We start from the raw sequence: 24,650 nt of genomic DNA on the forward strand, positions 1-24,650 counted from the left end.
AAGTACACTTAAACCCAATTATGTACCAAATCAAATTAGTAGTTGATAGCTACGAACGCTGGCTTACAGGTCTGCATTATGAGTATTTCTGCCCCATTGAAGTAGATAAAGCATATTACAGAAAGTTCTTACAAAAGAATTTTCCATATGAAATGGGAGATGCCTACAACTTACATCCTTACGCAAATAAACTGCCATTGGTAAAATGGAGTCAATTGGACGAAAGATTACAACAAGATTGTATGCGCCAAGCGCAATCTGATTTCTACCAAACTACTCCAAAATTTAACGACCTATGCTTAGGTGAATTTGGCGAGAGTGATACTAAAAAGGTAGGCTATTACAATACCCTTGCTATGGCAAGGCATAAGGCAGGTCTCGATTATGGAATTGTTCCCAATTACACTCACAACTACGATAAATACCTTAGCCCTGTTCAGAACATTACTGCCCGCACTACTTACAACAAAATTGGCGGACTGTTTAGTTTAGAGCTTAATAGTTCCGAAAATGATGATTATTTATACGAGTGGCTATTAACAAGCCAAATGCGCCAAGGCAAATTGGTGTTTTACGATGGCGATGGCGACCAAGCCTTTAAAATTGAGTTTTGGGATTGCTTTTGTATAGGTGTGCAAGAAAACATGAGTGCCGAGGGTAACACTGCCATGAAAATGAATGTTCGTCTATCGCCTGCCATCACTCGTAACCGCAGTGCAGAACACCAAAAGGTGTGGAAAGTTACCGATATAACACCAACAAATAGAGCCTTCGGACCTAGTTCTGTAAGCGAAGAACCTGACGAGGAAAAGCAGAAAGATAAATTATTAGTTAAAAAAGTCGAAGGTCCGTTTTTTGAGAATGGGCAAGTTGCCGAAGAAATGATTGAGGGTAATACCTATATCTATAAAGCAACAGAATATACACAAGCAGAAGGAGACAAGCTAGCACTTACCCAATGGGCCGAACAGCTTAGCGATGATGGGCAAATAACAAATATTAGAGGTGCTAAATCATATTTAGATAATGATGGTGTGATTTGTTTTAAATATAAAGCCAAGAAAGCGGAGAAAATAAGGATTTATGCTTACGTAGAAAGTGCTGCTGAAAGGGTTAGTGTGCTAACTAATACAATAGTTAAAGAAACTATCATAATCGTTGGAACAGAACAACATTCAGCTAATTCTGCAAATAAACTAATGTTTCCAGCACAAGCTGTTAGGGAGGTTAGGGAAAACTTAAGTGAATACCCTTATCTAAAAATACTTATTTTTAAAGATGGGTACACCAAAAATCAATTAGAAGCTTTTTCTAAGGTAATACTTTCTTATAACGAAAAAGCAAAAGTTCTACAAATTAATAGTATAGAAGAGCTAATTAATTTCATTAATGGAGGTTCAATAAAAATGAACAAGGAGAGTAAATATCGAGATTCTAAAAAAATATCTGATATTAAGATTTTTGCACATGGTTATGTAAGAGATAAAACTAATGAAGGTGTAATTGCTTTTGGACTTGATGGAAAAAATGCTAGTAAACAAGAATTAGACTATAAAACTTTTAGTGAAATAAAGGAGAATGTTTTTCTAAAAAATAATCAATCCCATTTATACTCTTATGCTTGTAGAACAGGCATCGGTGTTTCCTCTGAAATTGTAACGAACCCATTAAAATCAAATAGTTTAGCTCAAAAAATATCAAATCACAGTCAAATTATAGTTCACGCATATATGAAAAGATCTTTGTACGAAGACACTTGGGGTACTCAAAATCATAGAGACACATATATTTCAGATAATGATAAAGGAGAATCGTTTTTTGAAAACCTAAAGACGGACATAAAAGATGTATTTGCTGATGACCCAAAAGATATGAATTTGTTTACTACATATATATCAACAGAGAAGAAAATTGATGGAGCTATTTGGAATTCAAAAGGCGCATATTTACCAGTAAAAGCTGGAGACTTTCCTAAAGGAATTTCCAGTAATTATGAAACTTATAAACCTCAATAAAAATGCGTAAAAGAAAAATTAAAAGTGCATTAACAATTAGTTTACTGTGTGCCATATTTGGCGCATTACAAATGTATTGGTTCCTTCCTGATGGATTATCTTGCATTGATGCTAAAAGCGGTGTTGTAGAGGCAATTTTTAAATTTATGGGAATTCAATTTTTAGTTGTCTTTTTTATTCAATTAATATTAAAATCAAGTTTTAAGCTTTATGTCATTGCGGTATCTTTATGTTTTTTTTGGTTTTTTATTAATAAAAATGAGTTTACTTACAGATATGCATGCTGGTCAACATTTTCTAGTTCGGATATATTATATTATTCGTTTAAAAATTCTATTGCACCTATAATCACTTGCTTAACAGTTTTAATACTGAGTATTTACTTTTATAAATCAAAAAGTAAATACTAACATTAAATTTACTAGTAATATAAATGAGGGAAAAATAGAGCGTAATGATAAAAGAGAAAATTGATAATCTACCTGAATTTAAAAGCCTATGAGAATGCTTTGCATACGTCAGTTGTTGAAGTATCTATTTTACCTTGGGGACAAATAAGAATATCTAATAAAAATGAAAAAGAACCCTTTTTGTGGCAGTACGAGGTTGATATTACTGTTTGCGATGAGGTGAAGAGCAGAATTATATAAAGAATTAACTGAATGGCTTATTAGCTAAATACATAGTATGCGTAATTGAAGCATTCAATTACTTCTGCATAGCTTTATTCCTCAACTTTTCTTTAACAACGCAGCCAACTTCGCCCTCTCGGTAACAACCGTTACATGAAACGCATCGGGGCTTATATTCCTTATCTTTTTTCCATTTATTTACTAGGTCGGGTTCAAAAAGCAAAGGCCTCGCAATTGAAAAATATTTAATATTGCTTTCATCCAAAATGCTTTGTAAACGATTAAAGTTTCTGTTTCCGCCCATTAATATAATAGGAATAGAAACGGCATTTGCTATTTGTTTGGTGGGCTCTAAAAAATAAGATTGCAACTCGGGTTTATGAATTTTTGTACGTGCCGGCCCAATACCTTTCCCCGAAGTTTCATTCACACCACTGATCTCTAACATATCGGCACCAGCCTGTTCAAACATTTTAGCTACTTCAATGGCTTCAGTAACAACCAGGCCTTCGCCTTCATCCATATAATCATCATGATTCATTTTTACCATAATGGTAAAGTCGTTGCCAACAACCTTACGGATACTGGAAATAACTTCAACAGTAATACGTGCTCTGTTTTCAATGCTTCCCCCATACTCATCTACTCGTCTGTTACAAAATGGAGTTAGAAACTGGCTTAACAAATACCCATGTGCACTGTGCAATTCAACGGCATCGTAGCCCGCTTTTTTAGCGCGTACCGATGCGTTGGTAAAGCTATCTATTACATGCTGAATATCCTGCTTGCTCATTTCTTTGGGCGTAATTCCGGTAACTCGATTTTTAACAGCAGAGGGGCCAAATAACTCGGTATTCTGAAAATCAGGATGATTGGTTTGTGAACCACCATAGGCCAGTTGAATTGCAATAGGCGTTCCATTAGAGTGCACCTTTTCTACCAATTTGCGGTGTTCATCAATAAAGGTATCATCATAAATTCCCATCATGCCAGGGTTTGGTCTGTCATTTGGGTCAACCATTGAGTAACCTGTAATGATTAATCCAACGCCTCCTTTAGATAACTCTTCATACACCTGATAAAGCTTAGGGGTAATGTGCCCATCTTTATCTGCCATATTCATCCATAATGCCGAACGAATTAAACGATTATTTAAACCTACATTTCTAACCTTCGATGCTTCTAAAATCTTCATAACAACAATCCCTTAAGTTTCTGACGCAAAATTATTGCAACATTTAGTTCTATACAAATAATACAAATCATATATTTGTATTATAATTATAATAGATATGGTGAATTTAGAATGGTACCGTACTTTTAAAGCGGTGTACAACACACAAACAATGACAGCAGCAGCCGAGGCCTTATTCATTTCTCAACCAGGGGTAAGTCTGCATTTAAGTTCCTTAGAAAGTTATGTAGGGTCAAGGCTTTTTGATAGGGTGGCAAAAAAAATGATTCCTACAGAGCAAGGAAAGGTTTTATATAACGCCATTAGCGAGCCATTATCTAAATTAGAAGAGGTAGAAAAGCGCTTTCAGAAAAGTACAGAATTGGAGGTTCCTACAATTAACATTGGGATGTGTTTTGAAACATTTCAGCACATACTCGAAAGGCATCTTCATACCTTAGATTTTAATATAATTAGTAGTTTCTCGGGATATCAGAACTTATTAAGAGACTTAGAGAAGGGCCTTATAGATATTGTTATTACGCCAACAAAAATTGATATTAAAGGTGTAAAGTATGTACCCATTGGCATTGAAACCATTGTGTTGATAGGAGGTAGGGATATTGATAAAGCTGCTTTTACATCTGAAATTACAAAAAGTAGTAATGCCGAGATACTTGCGCTTTTGAAACAAAACAAGTGGTATGGCACATCGAGCGATAATGAGCATTTTAAACGTTTTTGGTTGACCAACTTTAAGGCGTTGCCTGATTTTAGAGCAAATTATATAGTTCCTAATTTTAAGTCGATCATTAATAGTTTAAGTTATGGCAGTGGATTAGCTATTGTGCCAGACTTCCTCTGTAGAACCGAAATTGAAAAAGGCAAGCTGCAATTGTTGTGGAAGGGAGCTACTCCCATCACAAATACATTGTATCTTGCCTACCGTAACAAGTCTATATTTGAAGCGCAAGTAAAAGAGATTCTGAACATATTTCAGTCAGATATGAATAAGAACATTCAGGCCAATGGCGATTAGAAATTACACTAGTATATATAATACACTGGGCGTGCCAGTGGAAATGAAAAACCCCAATGTCCTAAATAGATATTGGGGCCTTCTGTTTTGTTATTGGTAATTATTTTGTTTTCAGAACTAAGTTTTGCTGATTTACTTTAACATTCCATCCGTCGGTTTGAAAAGTTAGCTTTGTAATATCACTCAACTCAGAACGTGATGTATTCTGTAAGCTCCCACTTAAGGTTCGTGATTCGCCAGGCAAAAGGTTGATGTAGTTATCATCTAAATAAAAACGAAGTCCCATAGGTAAATCAATAATTAGTGATTCTAAGCCCATAATAACGTTATCAGTGTTGTTGGTGTAGTTTATGGTAAAGGCTTTTTCTTCGCCTTGCATTAAACTTTCGGGCACATTATTGAGCTGAGCCGTAATGTTGTTTTTAGTCCATTTACGATATTCGCCAAAATAGCCTCCTGTAACACTTACGCGTTCGTTATTTTCTAGAGCACCAATCATACACGTATATTCGTTGTGCGAAACTAGTTCGTTGTTTTTGTTATACATGTTTAATACCACCAAAAAGTTATGCTCTTTATTTGCAGTTGGAATAGTCCAATCGAGCTTTCCGATAGTTGCAACCGAATGCGCATCAACAGCTCCATTAAAACTCTTTTTATATACTTTTTCGGCTTTCTGACCTAAGTAAATGGCAACATCTACCTTAAGGTTTTTGTGTTCTTCTAAGGCATCGTTAATAACACTGATGTCTATATCATAGGCTTCTCCCGGAAGTACAATCTGATTTTGTTGCGATGCGGTAACCAATAAGGGTGATGCTGCTCTTTTAAAGGCGTAATAATGGTTTTTGCAGGTTCCATATGAGTTAATCATCGACCACGATGTGGCTGGCCAAACATCGTTCAGCGCCCAAAATAAACAACCCGAAACTTTATATCGTGCCAAGCGTGTATTTTCCATTTGGGCCTGCCATCCAATAATGTTGTGCATCATTTCAGTATGAATCACCTCTTCCACGGTCTGCGGAATGCCATATACATCGTTTTGCCATTCAGGATAACTTGCCACAGATGAGTTGTGAACAGAAAGCCAGTACTGGTTTTCCTTAAGCGGGAATAGCTGATCCTTATCTAAAAACTTAAGCATATCAGATAGGGGAGGCCACGATTGCTGATACCCTGCCTCGCTACAAAAACGAGCATAACTTTGCGAACGTTCCTGATTATTTACAATACCCATTCCGCCATGCACATTTCCGCCATGCGGCGATGCTTTATGGAATTCTCGGGTGCCATCGTGTTCTTTAATTAATCGGTCTAACTCATTAATTTGCTCTACTCTATCTTTTCTATTGGCATCAAATTCGTTACCTCCGCAATACAATACTAAACTTGGGTGATTGCGCGTTCTGATAATGTTGGTGCGCACAGCCTCCCATGAGGCTGTTTGATCTTGCGAGGGCGCATAACTACCTACCCAGAAATCTTGCCACACCAACAGACCCAGGCTGTCGCAAATCTCATAAAAGGTATCTGTTTCATATAAACCTTCGCCCCAAACACGTAGCATATTAACGTTTGCTTCAGCAGCTGCACGTAGGGTATATTCGTAAATTTCGGGCGACAAATCAAACATGGCATCCATTGGTATTGTGTTCATACCTTGTACAAATACTTTTTGCCCGTTCACTACAAAAGTCCAATCGTACTCGCCATCTTCCAAGTCAGGATCTATAGCATGGTCAAATTGAAGCACTTTTTCTTTAGTCCATTCAGGATCTTCATTTCTAATTTTCTCAATAGTTCTGATGCCAAATTGGTTTATGCTATTGTCAATTACCAAACCTGCTTCGTCACTAATTTGAGTTTTAATTTGATATAAGTTCTGATCGCCATAATGAATAGGCCACCATAATTTTGCTTCATTTATATTGATTTCTTGGCTTTCAGAGAAGTCACTATTGGCCAGGACTGAAGCATTAAAACGACCGGTTTTGACAATGGCTTCAGTAGCTTTTTCAATAATCTGATATTGTACAAACAAGTTTGTTTTGCGCGTTCCTTTATTTGAGAAGTTAAAATCCACTTCGAGCTTTGCTGTATTACTCGAAATGCTTTTTGTTTTAACAAATATATTTTCAATTTTGGCATCTTCCTTTGCAACTAACTTAATGGGCTGCAAAATACCAATAGGCACAATATGAGGACCCCAATCCCAACCAAATACACATTTCGATATTAGGTATTCGCCTGCTTGTGGATTAGATGGTGTAACCCAAGGACGCTCATGTAAGTCGCCATCAACCCCAGTTGTCCAGTCAAAGAATTTATTGTTTTTAATTTCTTTATTTGAATTTTCAGGAGCGCGTAATCTTAAAATGATGTCGTTCAAAGTACCTGCTTCAATGCATTTACTCACATCAATTTTCATTTCTTGATAGTTACCAACCGTAACGCCACACCAAGTCCCATTAACCCAAACATCGGCTTTGTAGTTGATCATATTACAATCGAGTGTAATGTTTTTGCCTTGCCAATCATTGGGTACTTCAATTTGCTTTACAAAGTACCACTCTCTATCCTCAACCCAGCGTAGGTCTTTTACATTATCTCCAACGTAAGGATCTTTAGTCAAGCCAAGTTCAACCAAATTGTGTTGTACACTTCCGGGTACTTTTACTGTTATGGCTTCCTGTGTTAATGAATCTACTTCGGGAGGTGGAAAGGCCATAAAAATACCCCAAGCAGGACTCCAAGTACCCATTCCAAACTCAAAACTTTTCATGGTCCAATCGCCATCAAGCGATATCTCATTGTTTAGTTGTTTAAATTCAACGGGTTCTTTATCAATATTGCAACTTACCATCAATATAATGGCAATTAATAAGCTTATCTGTTTCATTTGTTTATGCTATTTTACTTCTGTTAATTCTAAAACTACACTCGGATTATCTTCGTCAACAGGTATGTTTAGGCCTACTTTCATTAAAAAGTCGCCACTATAGGTCTGTTCATTTTTAATTTGTGATAATGTGTTTGGGAATAGGTTTATTTCATTAACTCGGTATTGCTTGTTGGCATCTAAACCGTTTAGTTTTATAGGCTCTGTTTTGGTATGATAGAGAACGCGTGTATTTACCAAGTAAGAGAACATGATAATGCGGTCTTTTTCCTTAGAAGTGTATAACAAAGAGGCCACATCATAATCGTAAGGGTTTTGCAAACGGTATTGATCACCATGCCAAATGATTTCCTTGAAACTATTGTAATTTTTAACGGCTTCTGTGCAAAAGGTAAGTTCATCTTTACTGAGTTCGCTTGCTACTATGTCGAAACCTAGCTTTCCCATACTTGCCACATCAACCTTGTATTTTAAGCTTTGGTTACCCCAATTGGTTACATGGTTGTCTGTTACAATGGAAGGATAGAAGTATGAGTAATTCCATTGTTGAAATACCCTTTCTAGTGGATCGGTATTATCGCTCACCCAAAACTCAGTGAAATATTGCAAAAAGTTATAGTCCGCTCTTCCGCCACCACCAGCGCAAAGCATCATTGGCACCTTTGGGTATTTGGCTCGTAGGCGTTCTAATACTTTGTAAAGGCCCTTTGTGTAATCAATATACAAGTGCGACTGTGGTGTGTTTTCTTTGGCTAAATAAGCAGAATGTGCATTGTGGATGATAGAGTTACAATCCCATTTAATGAAAGCCAATTCTGGATTGTCGGTAAATAATCGATCTACCACACCATAAACAAAATCTTGAACTTCCGGATTGGTTAAATCCAAAACCAGCTGATCGCGTTGGTATATCTCCGGACGTTGGCTTTGTTTAATAACCCAGTCTGGATGATTTTCATACAATTCACTTTCTGGGTTTACCATTTCAGGTTCAATCCAAATACCGAACTTAATGTCTTTTTTGTGGGCTTCTTTAATTAAATAACCAATGCCGTGTGGCAATTTCTTTTTGTTTTCAGTCCAGTCGCCAAGCCCGGCATCATCATTGTTTCGTGGGTATTTATTACCGAACCAGCCATCATCTAATAAAAATAAATCTACACCTATTTCTTGTGCATCTTTAAAAAGCTTGGTGATTTTCTTTTCGTTAAAATCAAAGTAAGTGGCTTCCCAATTATTAAGTAAGGTGAGGCGCTCTCCTTGTCCATCCAGAACTCTGTGTTCGCGAGCCCAATTGTGCATGTTTCTGCTTGCTTCACCAGTTCCGTTGTTGGATAGGGCATAAATTAATGCAGGGGTTTCAAATACCTCCTTAGGTTTTAAATAATACTCAGAGGCATGTGGGTTAATGCCTGCAATTAAGCGTAGGTTATCGTATGAATCTACCTCAAAGTCAATTTTAAAATTGCCGCTCCATGCCAATTGAGCAAGCATTACTTTACCTGTATTTTCTTTCGCTTCATGCCCGAATGATACAATGAAACTTTGGCTTTGTAGCATCACATTTCTTGAGCCCATTTTAGAGTCAAGTGTTTTTATTCCCCGCGTTAATCGCTGACTATTGGCCTGCATTTCCATTGCCCATTGGTTATGAAAACTTTTTAGGTATGGATCTTTATCTGTAAAATATAAATTAGCTGATGCATATTTTTGCATTCTTAAAATACCATCCTCGTTATGAGATATTTCTGTCCATTGTTCAATTAAGTTTTCAGCCTCAAAAACCTTGTAGAATAATTTTACTTCAATAGGATAAACTGGGTCTTTTAAAACAATGGTGTATTGTTTGGCACCGTTTGTTAGTGGATCAATGGTGTGACTGTCGTATTTTAGCTCTAAGGAATTATTACCGTCGCTATGAATCACCTTCAAGGCAGGTTCAGATAAGTTCCATGTTCCTGATGGGGTATATGCTGAGTTGCAGATGCCAATATTTTCATCTGTAAAATTAAACATATCTGAAACGTATTTCAATTCATCATTATTGGCTAATCTGTCACCAAAGTAAGATAAGATTAACCTATTTTCATTATCAGTTTGAAGTAAAAGACTAAAATCTTTTGTGTGGATAGGGATGATGGTTGCATTGGTTGTAATGTTGCTGAAAACAAGAACTATAACTAGGAGTAATTGCTTTAGTTTACAAGCGGAATTTTTATTAGTGTTCATAATAGTATTATACTTTTGATTTAATTGTACAATGTGTGTTGCATCAGAATCAAAAATAATACCTATTGTAATGTTAACTCGGCTATAAGCTAGCGAATGATTGTAATCTAAAGTGCAAAGCTTATGCTTTCATGAATTTTTATAAACAACATATGAAATAATGAATTTTGTTAAATCAAATTCTGTGATGAAGCGTTAAAAGGAATGTTGCTTGCCTTCTTACTTTGAGAGATTAAAATCGATCTTTTCAAATTCAGTTCCATTTACAATAACCGCCACTTGATGCAAGCCTAAATGGAATTTACGTGTGGTAATTAATTTAAAAGGTTGTTTTCTGTTTATCATGGTTTCTGAATTCGGGGCATAAACCTTTTCGCTAATCTTATATACTTTTTTTGAGAGTGTGCCATTCGCCTTTTGATAATACACCGCATACTCCAAACGTATTTTTGATTTCGCATTGCTCTTGTTCACCAATTGAAATTGAAACTCTAAATACCCACCAATCTTCACTTCTGGAGTAACAACTTTGAAGTTATTAAATGCTATATGCTCAATACTACCAAATCCAAATAGTGTCATCACTTCAGGGAGGCCTTGCTTTAAAAGCGTGCGACAAGCGTGTTTAATTAAAGCGTCGGTTTCTTTTGTTTTTCCCAGCCAGGCTTTCGCTATTTTAATTATTAATTCAGGATTGTCCTTTGAAATATCGTTTAGGTTGTTAGCCACGCTTAAACGAACAAAGTCAGTATCATCGGTTCTTAAATTCTCTAAAATAGGAAGAATGGGCGAGGGGTCTTTTTTTAAGGTAGGGAGTGCCATGGCCCATGGTAAACGTGGTCGGCACCCTTCAGTAGCCAAACGCCTAACAAAGGGGTTTTCGTTCTTCGACCATTGTAACATTTGCTTAAGCATTCTATCCTGATCATTAATAATGAAAGGCCTAACTGCAAATTCGCAACTAATAAAAGTGGTTATCTTTTCAAAAGCTTTCATTGATAAGTCAAAATCATTGATGCCATATATCTCGATAAAATCAGGAAGAAAAATATAAGCCAAACGATGTGCTTCATTCTGATCAAGTAGGGGAATGATATCGGTAAGCAAATTGGCGTTTGCTTTAAAGTTATTAGGCAATTGCTTTCCAAGTGTTAATGTAGTATGACGCATGCGCTGTTTTAATTCCATATTTTCCCACTCTTTTGTGAAAACATCCTTTATGAAAGCATTGCTATTGAAGGTTGGAGATAGTTTTTTTACTGCATTGGTAAAGTCGTTAAATAAATCTTTTGTGTAGATGTTTTTAAAAAGCTCAGCCATAATTTGAGATTAAATTGTAAGATATATCACATAGGATACTTGTGGAATTTAGTTTAAAGTTACAGCAAAAAAGAGGGAATATCCTAATGAATATTCCCTTTGTATTATTATAATGAGCTTTTAATTTTTATTCAATAAACTCTAAATAGTTTTTGCATTGGTATTTATAAGTCCATTTCGTATCCTTATATAAGTTATCGGGTTTGCTCTCAACTAACTTATTAATTTGGCTGACTAAATCACCCTCGCAATTATAGAAAAGACCATTATCTCTAAAGTCGTTAAATTGCTTAAAAAAAGAATCCATTATTAGGGGCTTATTAAAGCCAAAGGCCAAGTTAAACGAACCTGATATTTTATCTTGATACGTTTTAGAAGTTGAATGGTCGGTATGAATGAGTGGTAAAACAAAATCACTCATTTTCATGTATGTATCAAAAGTATTTGGGTTGATGTATTTATCCCAAAAGATGCAATTGTTATTTGCATCGTATTTCTCAAATTCTTTTCTAATATCCTGACCATGGTCATTCTTAAAAATACTTTGCCCAAGAAAGATAAGTTTGATGTTTTTATTTAACGTACCATTTTTAAATGAATGAAGTAGCGTATTATAATCTCTTCGGTTTTGTTGCATTTTACCAGGTATCGCAATCCAAATTTCCTCACTTGCTTTTTTAATATTTAAAAGTCTAGAGTCTTGAAAAAATATGGGGTAGTATGAGTTTGTTTTTACATTTGGTTTAACAAAGCTATCGATGCCATTTAATAAATAGTCATTTAAAAATAGGTAACCATTCACCTTTCTATTGTTCTTTCTTAGCAACTCATTTCTATCATGCACAATGCCAAAATACTTCCGTTTGCTTGAAGCTATATTTAATAATCGTTTGGCACTTGGGTGGTGTATTGAATTAAAAACACATCGGCTGATGTTATGCTTTCGTAAAAATTGAACGATTTTGATATAGCCAATTCCCCACTGATTACTTCCTAAAAAAAGTACATCATCTATTTTGTCCCAATAGTTGATTCTATCTTTAAGTCTGTAATTGCAAATTAAAAAAACCTTGTTTTTTTTCGATGTTTTTAAAAAATCAACTTGTGAGTGCAAGCATTCATCATGAAAGCCATTAAACTCTATTAATGCGGTGTTCATTTTCTTTAGGAAGTATTATTTTGTTTTGATACCGTTTGTACGCGCAATTATTAAAAAGGTTTGTATTGTTTAGGGTTTACTCTTGTAATAATGTTTGAGATAATTTTAAACTGTGTTTCATCTATAAAAGACTGAATGAGATATAAAGTTTAAAAGTGTTTTTGAAATTTTGGGAAAACCCAGATAGAAAAGAGAAATATTTAAACGACTAATTTCTGAAACCCTTAATTTTACTAGTCCCCGAGTAGGTTTGCCCCCTGCAATGGGACTTTTTTTATGTGCACGAGCAAAATATCGCATTGCACGAGTAAAATAATGCACATAAATAGCAGTTTTACCCACTACAAGAGTGCGAGTCACCCATAAAATACCATCCTTTTTTGATTATTTGACCATACTGATGCTCTGAATTAGCAAAAAGAGGCTATGCATCAGCAAAAAACTGCTCTTAAAGACTAGTTAAAACTGCTTTTAGAGTACTGTTTACCAAAAATACTACTCCCCCTCTCACTATCTGACTTAGTTGATGTTCTTGAAGATGGTGATATAATATTTCAAACTTTATTATATAGACCTCAATAAATAAGCAATACGATAAACCTAAAACGAAGGCAACTCCTTTTGTAAGAGCTGCCCTTGTTTAATTTTTAGTTATTAATCAAATAGACCAGATGTGGCAATTTGTCTTAAATATTTCTGAATACGATGTGTTGGTTCTGTTGAGAAAAATGCAATTACTAAATCTTTATCAGGTGAAACATACAGTCCTTGACTATTTAAACCTGATTTAAAGAAGTCACCATCTTCGAAAATAGCATCCCATTGGCGTGCAGCAGTTCTTACGGTTTTATCTCCAAGGCGATCCATAAAACGCTCACCCGAACCAGCTTCGCCACCAAGATAAAAATCTTTATCTCTAGGAGAATTCATAATTCTATCTAACATATCAGGTGATACTATTCTTTCGGTTGATATTTTACTCCAACTAGGTGTATAAAGCATACCAATACGCGCTAAATCTCTAAGGTTAGATGAGGCTGGACCATGAACGATAGCGATGCCATCAGGCGATAAGTGCATTTGTAGTGGACCTTCAACACCCATTTTTGACCAAACGCGTTCATCAAAGAAATCGGACCAACTTTTACCACTAACCGCTTCAACCAAGAATACTAGTGATTGTGTAGCAACAGAAGAGTATGCATAATGCTTTCCTGACTCAGCAACAGGTTTAGCATCAAGCATCACATCAAGCATGTACTCTACTTTTCCTTTTGTTTCTTCGCCTAATTCGGCTCTAAACATACGAGAAGTAACCGACTTTGGATTGGCGAATTGTGAAGCATTATCTAATGCATCTAAACCTGTTGACATATCTAATGCATCAATAATTTTAATGTTTTCCCATGCAGAACCTTTAAAGTCTGGAACATATTTACCTAAAGTTTCGTTTTGGTCAATTAAACCATCTTCTATAAGTAAATCAACAGCTAAAGAAGATAATACTTTAGTTACAGATGCCCAGAAGTGAGTGTCAAGGTCATCCATACCAGGGTATGATTCATAAGCTACTTCTCCTTTATGTAGTACCACAAAACCTTGTGCAAAACTTTGAGGATGCACCAAGTAATCGTTAAGTGAAAGAGTACCTAAGTTTGTTTCTGCTTCAATTTTACCAATCTCAGGTAATTTAGACTCGGTTAATTCCATTATAGGCTGACGTCTTAGCATAATTGCCGTTTTATTGGTTTGCGAAGCGTGCGCATGATACCAAAGGGCTGCTGGTTTAGCTGTTGTTAAGTCAGTTACCTTAAAGTTACGGATGAAATCTAAAGTTTCATCGGCAGACCAACCATCAAGTGCTTTTTGCACTGGGTCTGGTTGTTGAGCATTCATGTTTATAGATAACACAAGCATCGTTATCATTGTAAATAGTACTTTCAAGTTTATACGTTTCATATCTATGTAAATTTGTGACTCTTTGTAATCTGATAAATAGGATGTACAAGTCAGTTAATATGTAAATTAAAAATATTCTGTAAGGTTCAAGTATAGTGCTCCGGTTCCGTTATGGTTCCATCCGTAATCTATACCTAGGTTAGTTCGTGTTTGTTTTTGAATTTGAATACGTAAGCCTACACCTGCTGCTCCAGCCCAGTTATCAAAGAGGCCTACATTGGCATCGCGAGCAGAAGCTGATGTTGCATTTGCAAATATAACTCCGCCAAATAGGTCTGGGTTATTTGCTAATATAGGAAGTCTGAATCTATATTCGGCTTCGGCATAAAACATATCATCACCTCTCCAACGACCTTGTGCATAACCACGCCCCGAGCGTCCCATTTGATCCCAAGCTGTTGATGGTAATAGCATATAGGGTAAATTTCCGTGGGTAGTAACATTAGCATAGGTCCAAACGGCAATTACATTACGGGCTACGCTGTTACTTACGCTAAAATAATCTCGGTATTCCATCCATAATGTAGATGAACCTACATCGCTACCTAGAAAATCAGCATTGTATTTATAAGATATATTTGCAAAACGCCCAGTATAAGGGTTAGCCATATTATCACGAGTATCATAAATTGCACTTGCTGATACACCTACTAGGTCGTATCCTGTGGGATCAAAACCGTGCTTAAAACTATAGGTATAGTGGTTTGTATATACATTATTTTCAATATCTAACATTTGATCATCGATGTTAGAAAAACGATCGAAATGAATTCCTCCACCAACATATAAAGAGGGTTTTATTTGTTTTAGAGCAGTTTGATGTGCCCTTATAAAATTAAACTCCATTTGTTCTCCATCGTACAAATCAGCTTCATCAAATGTTTATTAAAATCGAATATCCCACTAGGGTTTGGAATATCTGTTATACCTACCGTATAGTTATAATAGTATTCTAAATGAATATTATATCGTGGCTTATGATATCCTATAATAAAATCGGTTTCCTGATAGTATCCATCAATGCCAGATCCTCCGTACACACCGATTAACCAATTATTCCAAGTTACATTTCCTGTCATAGAAAAAGCTGGGGCAGGAGAAGGTAGTAATCCTCTAAAAACATTCTTAGTTTTAAAGGTAAGCGACATGTCCCAATCAACTTTTTTTTGAGTTACATTGTTATTTGCATCAGAAACAATAGTTGTATTGTTTTGAGATTTTGAAATGTTTGGCCATAATAACAAGCAAACTAATATGGTAATGATCTTATTCATATTCAATAATTCAATAGGTAACTATTTCTTACCATGCAAAACTATTATGAAAATAATCTTATACTTATCCCAGAATGTTCATTAAAAAGCCCAGAATGTTCATATTTATCTTACGTCAATTTTTTTCTTACATTTTATCTCTTACTTTTAAATAATTAAGTAAGCTTTATAAATACTATATGATGAATAGCTTTAAGGTTTTAGAAGGTAAGTCGGTAAATTATTTTAAGGCTTTGAAAGAGTTATTAGGAGGGGAGTACACCGATACGGAGTATTTTCTCGATAAGGGCAAAATTAAAATAGATGCACGAGCCTTTTGTATAGATCCTAATTTTGAGGTTTTGGTTGTTGATGCCGTGGTAGATAGATTGATAATTCAAGAGAGGATGGCCGATGATAACCCAGAACAATTATATTTTTCACTTGCATTAGAGGGCAAATACATACAGCACTTTAATAATGAAAAAACATACCTAGAAGCAAATACTCCTAATGGAATATTTTTGTATAATGGATTATTTCCAATGAAAACAGAACATCCCGAGGGTGTACCCTATAGTGTTGTAAGGTTTAGAACCACAAAATCTTTTATTTATAAATTAATGCCAGAGGCTAAGGGTATTATAGAATTATTGTTTGGTAGCAATCAGCCCATTACTTACCATACTGAAATACCTAAGGAGTTGGAATCCTTAACCAAAGATATTTTTTACTATAAAGAACAAGAGTTTGGAAAAAACTCGATGGTTTGGGCAAGATCTCTTGAGCTATTTACTCTTTTAATACAATCAGTTAGTAAGCTAAATAAAGGAGAAAAACTTCATGGCTTGCATATAGACGATTACGAACGTTTAATAAAAATAAAACACCAATTAATATCTGATATAGAAGGAAAAATTTTAGTTGAAGATATTGCCAGTATCTATGGAATTAGCATATCGAAATTAAACCGAGACTTTAGGGCGATGTTTAATACTACTGTTTATCAGTTTTATGCACAGTTAAAAATGGATGAAGCGTTTAGGAGGCTAAAAACAGGTAAATTTTCGGTTACAGAAGTGAGTTTTGATTTAGGCTATAATAATATTTCTAAATTTTCGCAGATGTTTAAAAAAGTAAAAGGAGTTAACCCTAGTGATGTAATACCTGTTTAATTCGATAATAGGTATACAAGCTTATATTGCTACTCCAAATAACAATATAGCTCCGCTATTTGATCATTCTTAAGCAGTTGGGTGATTAGCCTTTGCGGAAAGGATAATTGCTCAAATACTTCCTCTGCTTGTGCATCTTGCTTGACAATGGCCCTTTTAAATTATTGTACTGAATATAAATGCGAATATTAAGCGGTTCAGCACTACTTTTCATATAACGTTTATAAACGTTATGAATGGTGCTATTCACATCAAGTGGTTCGCTGAATGGGATCACTTCTTTGGATAGGTATTTGATCTTTCTGTTTGCTGTAAGCGTATAATCACTAAGTAAGAAACTGTTTCCATTAACCAGGAGACTTAAGCTGCCAGATTCATAAGCGTCGAGATGTTGATACTTTTGTACAAGGCGCACAAAATGCCTTGATAGATAAATGAAAGCGTTTTTCGTGCGATAAGCTCACGATCATACCCCTGCATAATGGAGTTCCTGTACGTATTAATGCTTTTAGAAACCGTTGAATAGCTTTCTAAATATTCATTGCTACGCATTTTTAATACACAATGCTTGTTATCTGTTAAAGAGGATTGCTTCGTATAGTAGTAGAGGGGTAAAAAGTAAGTCTAAACCATACGCTTCCAAATCGGTTTCAAGGTTAAAACCAAACACTCCAGATGTCTTGATTATTCGAGCAAATGACACAAGCTTAGCTTCAGATAGCAAGATATAGTACCTTGAAAATCTACACTACCCATATACACACCTCTAAATAAATACCTCAGGCCTATTAATAAACCACTAGTGCTAGCCAATATTCTGTCTAGCACCAGTGATTTAAAATCTAATCAATCATCGATCAATAGATTCTATTTTTCCTGTAAAGGCCTGTAGTTGTTGAAATGTAGGGAAACCCTCGCTATCTCCTCTCACAAGCGTAGCCATAGCGCCAACACCATTGGCATAATCGCCCGCTTCCTCTATGGTATGTCCTTTTAATCGGCTACTTAAATATCCCGCAGCAAAGCCGTCGCCGGCACCTACGGTATCTTCAAGTTTTTCAACGGTGTAGCCAGCAATAAATTCAGCTACCTTGCCATCAGATACCATGCAACCCTTTTTGCCAAGTTTAAGCGCTATTTCGCCAATACCCATGGCATGGAAGCTTTTAAATATTTCTTCAGTATCTGTTGTGCCAAGTAGTATTTCCGATTCGTCAATGCCTGGGAAAAGTATATCTACATGTTGGCAAATCTCAAGTATGGTTTCCTTGGCTTCCTCAAGCGACCATAGTTTTAAACGAATATTTGGGTCAAAAGAAACCTTAACACCCGCTTCTTTGGCAATTCTGATGGCTTCAAATGTGGCCTCTTTGGCCGATTTACTAATGGCTGGGGTAATGCCGGTTATATGCAGAATTTTGGCACTCTGTATATATGCCTTATCTATATCAGAAGGCTTTAGGAAACTAGCTGCTGAGTTTTTTCTATAGTAGTATACATTGGGGTTCACATGTTCAAATAGCTCCTTAAATAAAAGTCCGGTTTGGTGTTCCTTATCCACTCTAAGTTGCGAAACATCCACACCCTCGCCTCTAATCATGAACTCAAGGTATCTGCCAAATTCATCATCGCCAACCTTTGAAAACCAACCCACCTTATGACCTAGTCGGGCCAAGGCCACCGCAACATTAGACTCGGCACCAGCAATTGATTTTGTAAAATTATGTATGTGTCGCAAAGGTCCTTTGTCACCAGGACTAAATAGAACCATTGACTCTCCGAATGTTATAACTTCAAAATTCTTATTCATAATTAAGTTACCTTTTATAAGATACCCAATGGGGTACCTTGTATTAGTTTATAGTTTTATTAAAATTATTTGAGGTTTCAACTTGCTGGATCTTATATAAGGGTGCTTGTTTATTTAACTGCATTAAGTTGGCAGTGAAACAGAGTCATTAGCATTTCAAATGCTGCTAGAAGTGATTACAGAAATACCTAAAATGAGATTCAGCTTTAAGGTTTTCCATAATACTTGTTCATCCAGTAAGTTAAGGTTATCGGAAGCTTGCTTTTCCAACCTTAAGGGAATAATAAGGATATTCCGTTTGTTATAAGTAACACTATTAATGGTGGATAATAGCCTTTTTAAAACAGGTTACAAGATAAGTAATTACGGATTATTTACACCAATAATCTGGCGAAATGATTAAATGGATATTTCAACTAATAAAAACGTGCTTCACTCTATAATTTTAGAATGACTGATATCATTTAAATCAAAAAAGGCCCTATAAAGGGCCTTTGAGATATTATAACATGAAATAATACTATTTTTTACGCATATAAACATGCACTGGTACACCGTTAAAATCGTATAGTTTACGTAGCTTGTTTTCAAGAAAACGCTTATACGGATCGCGTACATACTGCGGTAAGTTGCAGAAAAATGCAAACGAAGGTGTATTGGTTGGCAACTGCATAATGTATTTAATTTTTATATACTTACCTTTTGTTGATGGCGGTGGGTTAGCGCTAACAACATCTTGCATGGCTTCGTTAAGTTTTGCAGTAGGTATTTTGCGCGTTTTATTGCTGTAAACGGCCTCTGCCATTTCAATAACCTTATGTATACGTTGCTTGGTAATAACCGATGTAAATACAATTGGGAAATCAGTAAAAGGAGCAAACTTTTCTTTAATAGCTTCTTCAAACTTCTTAGTAGTCATGGTATCTTTTTCAACCAAATCCCACTTGTTAATTACTACAACTAAACCTTTGTTATTTTTTTGTATCAGTTGAAATATCTTCTGATCCTGACTTTCAACACCGCGTGTGGCATCAATCATTAGAATACATACGTCAGAGTTTTCAATGGCACGTATGGCACGCATTACCGAGTAGAATTCTAAATCCTCGCTCACCTTTGATTTTTTACGAACTCCTGCTGTATCTACTAAATAAAAGTCATGACCAAATTTATTGTAACGTGTATAAATCGAATCACGAGTAGTTCCTGATATCGGTGTTACAATGTTTCTTTCCTCGCCAATAAAAGCATTTACAATAGATGATTTTCCTGCATTAGGACGTCCTACAACAGCAAAACGAGGAATATCTAAAGTTTCAATACTCTCTTTACTTGGGAAAACCTCAATAAGGCGATCGAGTAACTCACCAGAACCCGAACCATTAATTGAAGAAATAGGGAACATTTCGTCTAATCCTAAAGCATAAAAGTAACTAGCCTCAGCAAGTCTATCATGGTTATCCACTTTGTTGGCCACCATAATTACTTTTTTATTACTTCTGCGTAATAGGTCAGCAACCATCTCATCGTAGTCAGTAATACCCGTAACTACATCAAGCATAAATAATATAACATCAGCTTCTTCAATGGCAATTAATACCTGCTTTCTAATTTCCTCTTCAAAAAAGTCGTCAGAACCCATTGCATATCCTCCTGTATCAATAACAGAGAATTCAACGCCATTCCAAATACTTTTACCATAGATGCGGTCACGTGTAACACCACTTTCTTCGTTTACAATTGCAGTACGCGATTCAGTTAATCGATTAAATAAAGTCGATTTTCCCACGTTTGGTCTTCCTACTATAGCTGCTATATTTCCCATTATATGTTGGTTTCCTTAATTCAAATTTAAACTGGCCTAAAAGGCAAAGTTTTGCAAAAATGCGTGCAAAGATAATTAATTAGTTGATATTTTTATAGTTAGTTAGTTTTTAGCCGTTGTCAGTAATGATTCATACAAACTCTTCATAATTAATTTTATACAAAAGCAATTAACCATTCTGTCTAATGTCTAAACTCTAACAATCTATAATCTAAATCAAGCTATTTCTGATCGTAACCAAAATTACGAAGATTACGGTCGTTCTCTCTCCAATCTTTACTTACCTTAACGTAAAGTTGTAAAAATACTTTTTGCTCAATAAATTTCTCTATATCCTTACGAGCCTCTGTTCCTACCTTTTTAAGAGCCGAACCTTTATGGCCAATAATAATACCTTTTTGCGATTCGCGTGCAACGTGAATTACGGCACGAATATCAACACGCTTGGCCGTTTCTTTATATTCCTCAACTTCAACCTCAACAGAGTAAGGAATTTCTTTTTGGTAATACAAAAGAATTTTTTCGCGGATGAACTCAGAAACAAAGAAACGCGTTGGTTTATCCGTTAACTGATCTTTATCGTAATATGGGTCAGCTTCTGGTAAAAGTTCTTTAATGCGTTTATCAAGATTATCCGTGTTGAAACCACGCAATGCACTCATCGGAAAAATTTCAGCATTAGGCAATTCTTTCGACCATTGCTCAACCAAATTATCCAATTCTTGCGGATCTGATTTGTCAATTTTATTGATGATTAATAAAACTGGTGCGTCTGTTTTCTTTACGCTATTTAAAAAGTCACTGTTTTTATCAATTTTCTCAACTACATCAGTCATGTACACAATTACATCGGCATCCTGCAAAGCAGTACGCGAAAATTTTAACATCGACTCTTGTAGCTTGTAATTTGGTTTTAGTACACCGGGAGTATCTGAATAGATAATTTGATAGTTTTCTTCGTTAACAATACCCAGTATCCTGTGTCGCGTGGTTTGTGCTTTAGATGTAATAATTGACAAACGTTCGCCAACTAACTTGTTGGTTAAAGTAGACTTACCTACGTTTGGATTTCCTACAATGTTTACAAAACCTGCTTTATGCTTCATATATTTTTACTTTCTAGATGATCAGGACAATTTATTTTGCTGTCCTCTTATGCAATTTTGCTGCAAAGATACAAAACTGTACTTAGTATTATCACTATAAAACAGTATATACCTAAAAGCTTATATTTATTTAACGCTTAATTGTTTTGCCCCTTTGTAGTTAGTGCACTTAAAAAGATGAAATTTACGCTGAGGTTTTCCATATCTATCTCTAATTACAATGGGTTCCAATTCTTCACACGTATCGAAATACGCTTGTATACTTTCAGGTATTGATCCTTTTTTATCGAGGTTCTTAATTCTTTTATCTGAATCAATAAAAATGGCATCATTTCCTATCAAATGGCTTAAGTCGTTATCAACAACCATATAATGCAAAGCATTCCCGCCAATTATGTTTTGAGCATATACCTTTTCATCTAAATAGTAATTCATAACGGCTGTTGTTTTATAATCATCAGCTGAAAATAGAAAAGCCTTAGGGTTTGCCTCTTGTACCTTATGGATGGCAGCAGCGCTTTCTTCCCAACCAAACCAAGTATCATCACTTTTAATAGGCACATAAAAGAAAATCATTTGCGATAACAACAATACGTGTAATACCATTGAAATGATAAGTGTGGGTTTTAGGTATTTTGTTTTAATATAAATACCGGTTAAAATAATTCCGGCAATATAAGCTGGCATTAACCAGTTTAATTTTACCCAATATATTAGAGATATTCCGTAAAAGAATAACATAATAGGTAAGGAGAAACAGATTAAAAATAGAACCCGCTCATTAGGCAGTTTCCAGGTTTTAAAAAGCTTGGCAATGTGTTTATACATTACCACCATCATACCCACAAATAAAATAGGTAGCAGCAACATAATTTGCGTTCCTATATTACCGCCAAAGTAGTGCGGCTGTATTTTAAATTTCATGATGGAATCTGTTCTTTCCGATCCCTGAAATTTAAACGACATCCAGTCGTGTTCAATATTCCAAATGAATACAGGAGATACGGTAGCTGCAAATACAATTAATAGTAATAAAAACTGATACGAGAATAAGTACTTACGATATTTGTTGGATAGTAATAAAAACAGCACCAAACAGGCCAATAAAAATAAGGCAGTGTATTTACTATCAAAAGACATTCCGATGAATAAGCCTGATAAAATCCAATGCAACACTTTTCCTTCAAAAATGGCTTTATATAAGCCAATTAAAGAAAGTGTCCAGAAGAATATCAGTGGAACATCTGGCGTAGTATTCATTGATAAAACCGTAAGCAGAATGGAGCTTCCGTATAATATAGCACTATGCTTAGCGCGAGTTTCGCTTACGAATAACTTGCCGAGGTAATAGAAACTTAAAAAAGAACCCAAAGAAAGTAAAAAGTTACTCAGCTTAATGGCCACAACACTCGACCCTAATATTGAGGTAAATACCTTTAAGAAATAAGCTACCATTGGAGGATGGTCAAAATAAGATAAAGCAATATTCTGACTGTAAAAATAGTAATAAGCATCCTGAGGCATCATACCCATACTTAAGCTAACCGCTAGCCTAATGATATAAACACTTATAAATCCGATACAAAGTTTATTAAAAGTTGACATATGTTGTTTGTTGTGTTTTTATATTTTTTAATTCCAGTTACCTGCTTCTTTGCCTGTTATGCTATCAATCTTTAATTGTAGCACATTCATTTTATTAACGGCGCGCTCAATATAAGCGTTTTCCATTTTACCATGCTGTTGCATGATGATATCTAAAGCATTTATTTTCTGATCAAAGTCTTCAATTATTGTGATGGTTCCATAACCAATAACAGATCTGTATTTTGTGGTCCAATCGCACGAAACATCGCCTTTAACTATTTCATAATCCTGCTCAATTTCAAAACAAACCTTATTGTTTTGTCTAATCATTTCAAGCTTTTTCCCCTCTACGGCGCAGTGAAAGAAAATATCTGTTCCATCAAAACCATAATTCATTGGCACGAGGTAAGGATATTCGTCACCCTTAAAAGCCACTCTGCATATAAGTGCATTTTTAATTATAGAATCAATGATGGACCGATCCTTTATTTCTCTTTCTTTTTTTCTCATGCCATTGAATTTGCCGCAAATATAATACTATATCTATAAAATGACATTTTGAAAATAAGGAGCTTTGTGGTGCTAATGCAATTGATACATTTAAAACCTAACATAGACGGAAAGGCCTTAAACCTCAATCGGAGTAAACTCATACCAAATTCATATTAAACTCATACTAAACTCATATTAAATTCGATTTTTATTGAATTTAGTATGAATTGGATATGACTTAAAAATCAGTTTAAGCCCAAGTTGATCCGAGTAAGCCTTAAACTAGGTATTATTTAAAGAGCCTTAATATTTAAAAGGAGATAAAAAAAGAGATACATTTGGGTAATAAAATAACACTAAGACGATGAAAAACGTATTATTGCTACTAGCCGGAGGATTTGAAGTATTTGAAGCTAGTGTATTTATTGATGTTATGGGATGGAACCTTGTGGATGGAGATGGTACCACCAAGTTGGTTTCTTGTGGTTTTAATAGGGAAGTTAAAAGTTCTTTTAGCCATAAATTTGTTGTAGATCATTTGATTGATGAAATAAACGTAGACGATTTTGATGCCTTGGCTATTCCGGGTGGCTTTGAGGAGTTTGGCTTTTACAACGAGGCCTATGATGAAAAGTTCTTAAACCTGATTCGTGAATTCAACAAGCAGGATAAAATTATTGCTACAATATGCACCGGCGGCATGGCCATTGGTAAAAGTGGTATTTTAAAGGGTAAAAGAGGAACAACCTATACATCGCGACACTCACAACTAAAAGCATTAGGCGTAAATGTAGTGAATGAAGCAATTGTAGTTGAGGGTAAGGTGATTACTTCATGGAATCCCTCAACGGCTGTTGATGTAGCCTCAATACTTTTGGAGATGCTCACCTCTAAAGAAAATGCAAATTACATTAGGGAAATAATGGGGTTTGAAACTAATTAAATAATAATATTTATTTTGCGGGCTCAAACA

19 protein-coding genes are annotated in these 24,650 nt (G+C 35.3%); 6 read left to right on the top strand and 13 right to left on the bottom strand.

Going from position 1 to position 24,650, the window contains the following annotated elements:
* Positions 1 to 20 precede the first annotated feature (20 nt).
* The 3 genes from tssD to A8B35_RS11840 are packed head-to-tail and all read left to right on the top strand — an operon-like array spanning position 21 to position 2,665.
* Positions 21 to 2,015: a type VI secretion system tube protein TssD gene (gene tssD, locus A8B35_RS11830; protein ID WP_075602978.1), complete on the top strand. Its 1,995-nt coding sequence runs from the start codon at positions 21 to 23 to the stop codon at positions 2,013 to 2,015.
* Between the two features lie 2 nt (positions 2,016 to 2,017).
* The gene (locus A8B35_RS11835) at positions 2,018 to 2,425 is read left to right on the top strand and encodes a hypothetical protein (protein ID WP_075602979.1); all 408 of its coding nucleotides are present in this window, start codon (positions 2,018 to 2,020) and stop codon (positions 2,423 to 2,425) included.
* 60 nt (positions 2,426 to 2,485) lie between these two features.
* Positions 2,486 to 2,665, top strand: coding sequence for a hypothetical protein (locus tag A8B35_RS11840; protein ID WP_075602980.1), 180 nt, complete (start codon positions 2,486 to 2,488; stop codon positions 2,663 to 2,665).
* A gap of 58 nt (positions 2,666 to 2,723) precedes the next feature.
* Here A8B35_RS11840 and A8B35_RS11845 read toward each other — a convergent pair whose 3' ends face one another.
* Complete coding sequence (locus A8B35_RS11845; protein WP_075602981.1) at positions 2,724 to 3,842, bottom strand: NADH:flavin oxidoreductase; 1,119 nt, start codon at positions 3,840 to 3,842, stop codon at positions 2,724 to 2,726.
* A gap of 97 nt (positions 3,843 to 3,939) precedes the next feature.
* On the opposite strand from A8B35_RS11845, the gene A8B35_RS11850 reads away from it, so the two are divergent.
* Positions 3,940 to 4,860: a LysR family transcriptional regulator gene (locus A8B35_RS11850; RefSeq protein WP_075602982.1), complete on the top strand. Its 921-nt coding sequence runs from the start codon at positions 3,940 to 3,942 to the stop codon at positions 4,858 to 4,860.
* A gap of 100 nt (positions 4,861 to 4,960) precedes the next feature.
* Here the strand turns inward: A8B35_RS11850 and A8B35_RS11855 are convergent, their stop codons facing one another.
* From A8B35_RS11855 to A8B35_RS11885, 7 genes are all read right to left on the bottom strand, one after another.
* The gene (locus A8B35_RS11855) at positions 4,961 to 7,762 is read right to left on the bottom strand and encodes a glycoside hydrolase family 2 protein (RefSeq protein ID WP_075602983.1); all 2,802 of its coding nucleotides are present in this window, start codon (positions 7,760 to 7,762) and stop codon (positions 4,961 to 4,963) included.
* Positions 7,763 to 7,771: 9 nt separating this feature from the next.
* On the bottom strand, positions 7,772 to 9,991 hold the full coding sequence (locus A8B35_RS11860; RefSeq protein WP_075602984.1) for an alpha-galactosidase: 2,220 nt from the start codon (positions 9,989 to 9,991) through the stop codon (positions 7,772 to 7,774).
* A gap of 219 nt (positions 9,992 to 10,210) precedes the next feature.
* On the bottom strand, positions 10,211 to 11,311 hold the full coding sequence (locus A8B35_RS11865) for a DNA alkylation repair protein (protein WP_075602985.1): 1,101 nt from the start codon (positions 11,309 to 11,311) through the stop codon (positions 10,211 to 10,213).
* Positions 11,312 to 11,438: 127 nt separating this feature from the next.
* The gene (locus A8B35_RS11870; RefSeq protein WP_075602986.1) at positions 11,439 to 12,470 is read right to left on the bottom strand and encodes a hypothetical protein; all 1,032 of its coding nucleotides are present in this window, start codon (positions 12,468 to 12,470) and stop codon (positions 11,439 to 11,441) included.
* A gap of 654 nt (positions 12,471 to 13,124) precedes the next feature.
* Positions 13,125 to 14,429, bottom strand: coding sequence for a serine hydrolase domain-containing protein (locus A8B35_RS11875; RefSeq protein WP_083634430.1), 1,305 nt, complete (start codon positions 14,427 to 14,429; stop codon positions 13,125 to 13,127).
* A gap of 66 nt (positions 14,430 to 14,495) precedes the next feature.
* Positions 14,496 to 15,275: a BamA/TamA family outer membrane protein gene (locus tag A8B35_RS11880; RefSeq protein ID WP_075602988.1), complete on the bottom strand. Its 780-nt coding sequence runs from the start codon at positions 15,273 to 15,275 to the stop codon at positions 14,496 to 14,498.
* Positions 15,257 to 15,703: a hypothetical protein gene (locus A8B35_RS11885; protein WP_075602989.1), complete on the bottom strand. Its 447-nt coding sequence runs from the start codon at positions 15,701 to 15,703 to the stop codon at positions 15,257 to 15,259. Before A8B35_RS11885 ends, A8B35_RS11880 begins: the two co-directional genes overlap by 19 nt.
* Positions 15,704 to 15,882: 179 nt before the next feature.
* Here A8B35_RS11885 and A8B35_RS11890 point away from each other — a divergent pair, with 179 nt between their 5' ends.
* A complete protein-coding gene (locus A8B35_RS11890; protein ID WP_083634431.1) occupies positions 15,883 to 16,857 on the top strand; it encodes a helix-turn-helix domain-containing protein in 975 nt (324 codons plus the stop codon).
* 850 nt (positions 16,858 to 17,707) lie between these two features.
* Here A8B35_RS11890 and A8B35_RS11895 read toward each other — a convergent pair.
* From A8B35_RS11895 to A8B35_RS11915, 5 genes are all read right to left on the bottom strand, one after another.
* A complete protein-coding gene (locus tag A8B35_RS11895; RefSeq protein WP_075602991.1) occupies positions 17,708 to 18,667 on the bottom strand; it encodes a sugar kinase in 960 nt (319 codons plus the stop codon).
* Positions 18,668 to 19,187: 520 nt separating this feature from the next.
* The gene (gene der, locus A8B35_RS11900) at positions 19,188 to 20,492 is read right to left on the bottom strand and encodes a ribosome biogenesis GTPase Der (RefSeq protein ID WP_075602992.1); all 1,305 of its coding nucleotides are present in this window, start codon (positions 20,490 to 20,492) and stop codon (positions 19,188 to 19,190) included.
* A gap of 221 nt (positions 20,493 to 20,713) precedes the next feature.
* Positions 20,714 to 21,598, bottom strand: coding sequence for a GTPase Era (gene era / locus A8B35_RS11905; protein ID WP_075602993.1), 885 nt, complete (start codon positions 21,596 to 21,598; stop codon positions 20,714 to 20,716).
* 126 nt (positions 21,599 to 21,724) lie between these two features.
* Positions 21,725 to 23,203 carry an ArnT family glycosyltransferase gene (locus A8B35_RS11910; protein ID WP_075602994.1) on the bottom strand — a complete coding sequence of 493 codons (1,479 nt, stop codon included), beginning with the start codon at positions 23,201 to 23,203 and terminating at the stop codon, positions 21,725 to 21,727.
* Positions 23,204 to 23,230: 27 nt separating this feature from the next.
* Positions 23,231 to 23,695, bottom strand: a complete 465-nt coding sequence (locus A8B35_RS11915; RefSeq protein ID WP_075602995.1) for a pyridoxamine 5'-phosphate oxidase family protein — start codon at positions 23,693 to 23,695, stop codon at positions 23,231 to 23,233.
* Between the two features lie 346 nt (positions 23,696 to 24,041).
* Between A8B35_RS11915 and A8B35_RS11920 the strand changes: the two genes are divergently transcribed.
* Positions 24,042 to 24,620 (top strand): DJ-1/PfpI family protein, encoded by a 579-nt coding sequence (locus A8B35_RS11920; protein ID WP_075602996.1) that lies wholly within the window; start codon positions 24,042 to 24,044, stop codon positions 24,618 to 24,620.
* Positions 24,621 to 24,650 lie beyond the last annotated feature (30 nt).

Source organism: Saccharicrinis aurantiacus (assembly GCF_001660705.2).
In the GTDB taxonomy this organism is placed as follows: domain Bacteria; phylum Bacteroidota; class Bacteroidia; order Bacteroidales; family Marinilabiliaceae; genus Saccharicrinis; species Saccharicrinis aurantiacus.

Bases quoted from the DNA above. Each gene is read 5' to 3' on its own strand.
- A8B35_RS11915 (WP_075602995.1), bottom strand. From the start codon at position 23,695: ATGAGAAAAAAAGAAAGAGAAATAAAGGATCGGTCCATCATTGATTCT.
- A8B35_RS11880 (WP_075602988.1), bottom strand. From the start codon at position 15,275: ATGGAGTTTAATTTTATAAGGGCACATCAAACTGCTCTAAAACAAATA.
- der (WP_075602992.1), bottom strand. From the start codon at position 20,492: ATGGGAAATATAGCAGCTATAGTAGGAAGACCAAACGTGGGAAAATCG.
- A8B35_RS11835 (WP_075602979.1), top strand. From the start codon at position 2,018: ATGCGTAAAAGAAAAATTAAAAGTGCATTAACAATTAGTTTACTGTGT.
- A8B35_RS11875 (WP_083634430.1), bottom strand. From the start codon at position 14,429: ATGAAACGTATAAACTTGAAAGTACTATTTACAATGATAACGATGCTT.
- A8B35_RS11895 (WP_075602991.1), bottom strand. From the start codon at position 18,667: ATGAATAAGAATTTTGAAGTTATAACATTCGGAGAGTCAATGGTTCTA.
- A8B35_RS11850 (WP_075602982.1), top strand. From the start codon at position 3,940: ATGGTGAATTTAGAATGGTACCGTACTTTTAAAGCGGTGTACAACACA.
- A8B35_RS11910 (WP_075602994.1), bottom strand. From the start codon at position 23,203: ATGTCAACTTTTAATAAACTTTGTATCGGATTTATAAGTGTTTATATC.
- A8B35_RS11855 (WP_075602983.1), bottom strand. From the start codon at position 7,762: ATGAAACAGATAAGCTTATTAATTGCCATTATATTGATGGTAAGTTGC.
- tssD (WP_075602978.1), top strand. From the start codon at position 21: ATGTACCAAATCAAATTAGTAGTTGATAGCTACGAACGCTGGCTTACA.
- A8B35_RS11860 (WP_075602984.1), bottom strand. From the start codon at position 9,991: ATGAACACTAATAAAAATTCCGCTTGTAAACTAAAGCAATTACTCCTA.
- A8B35_RS11890 (WP_083634431.1), top strand. From the start codon at position 15,883: ATGATGAATAGCTTTAAGGTTTTAGAAGGTAAGTCGGTAAATTATTTT.
- A8B35_RS11865 (WP_075602985.1), bottom strand. From the start codon at position 11,311: ATGGCTGAGCTTTTTAAAAACATCTACACAAAAGATTTATTTAACGAC.
- A8B35_RS11845 (WP_075602981.1), bottom strand. From the start codon at position 3,842: ATGAAGATTTTAGAAGCATCGAAGGTTAGAAATGTAGGTTTAAATAAT.
- A8B35_RS11870 (WP_075602986.1), bottom strand. From the start codon at position 12,470: ATGAACACCGCATTAATAGAGTTTAATGGCTTTCATGATGAATGCTTG.
- A8B35_RS11920 (WP_075602996.1), top strand. From the start codon at position 24,042: ATGAAAAACGTATTATTGCTACTAGCCGGAGGATTTGAAGTATTTGAA.
- era (WP_075602993.1), bottom strand. From the start codon at position 21,598: ATGAAGCATAAAGCAGGTTTTGTAAACATTGTAGGAAATCCAAACGTA.
- A8B35_RS11885 (WP_075602989.1), bottom strand. From the start codon at position 15,703: ATGAATAAGATCATTACCATATTAGTTTGCTTGTTATTATGGCCAAAC.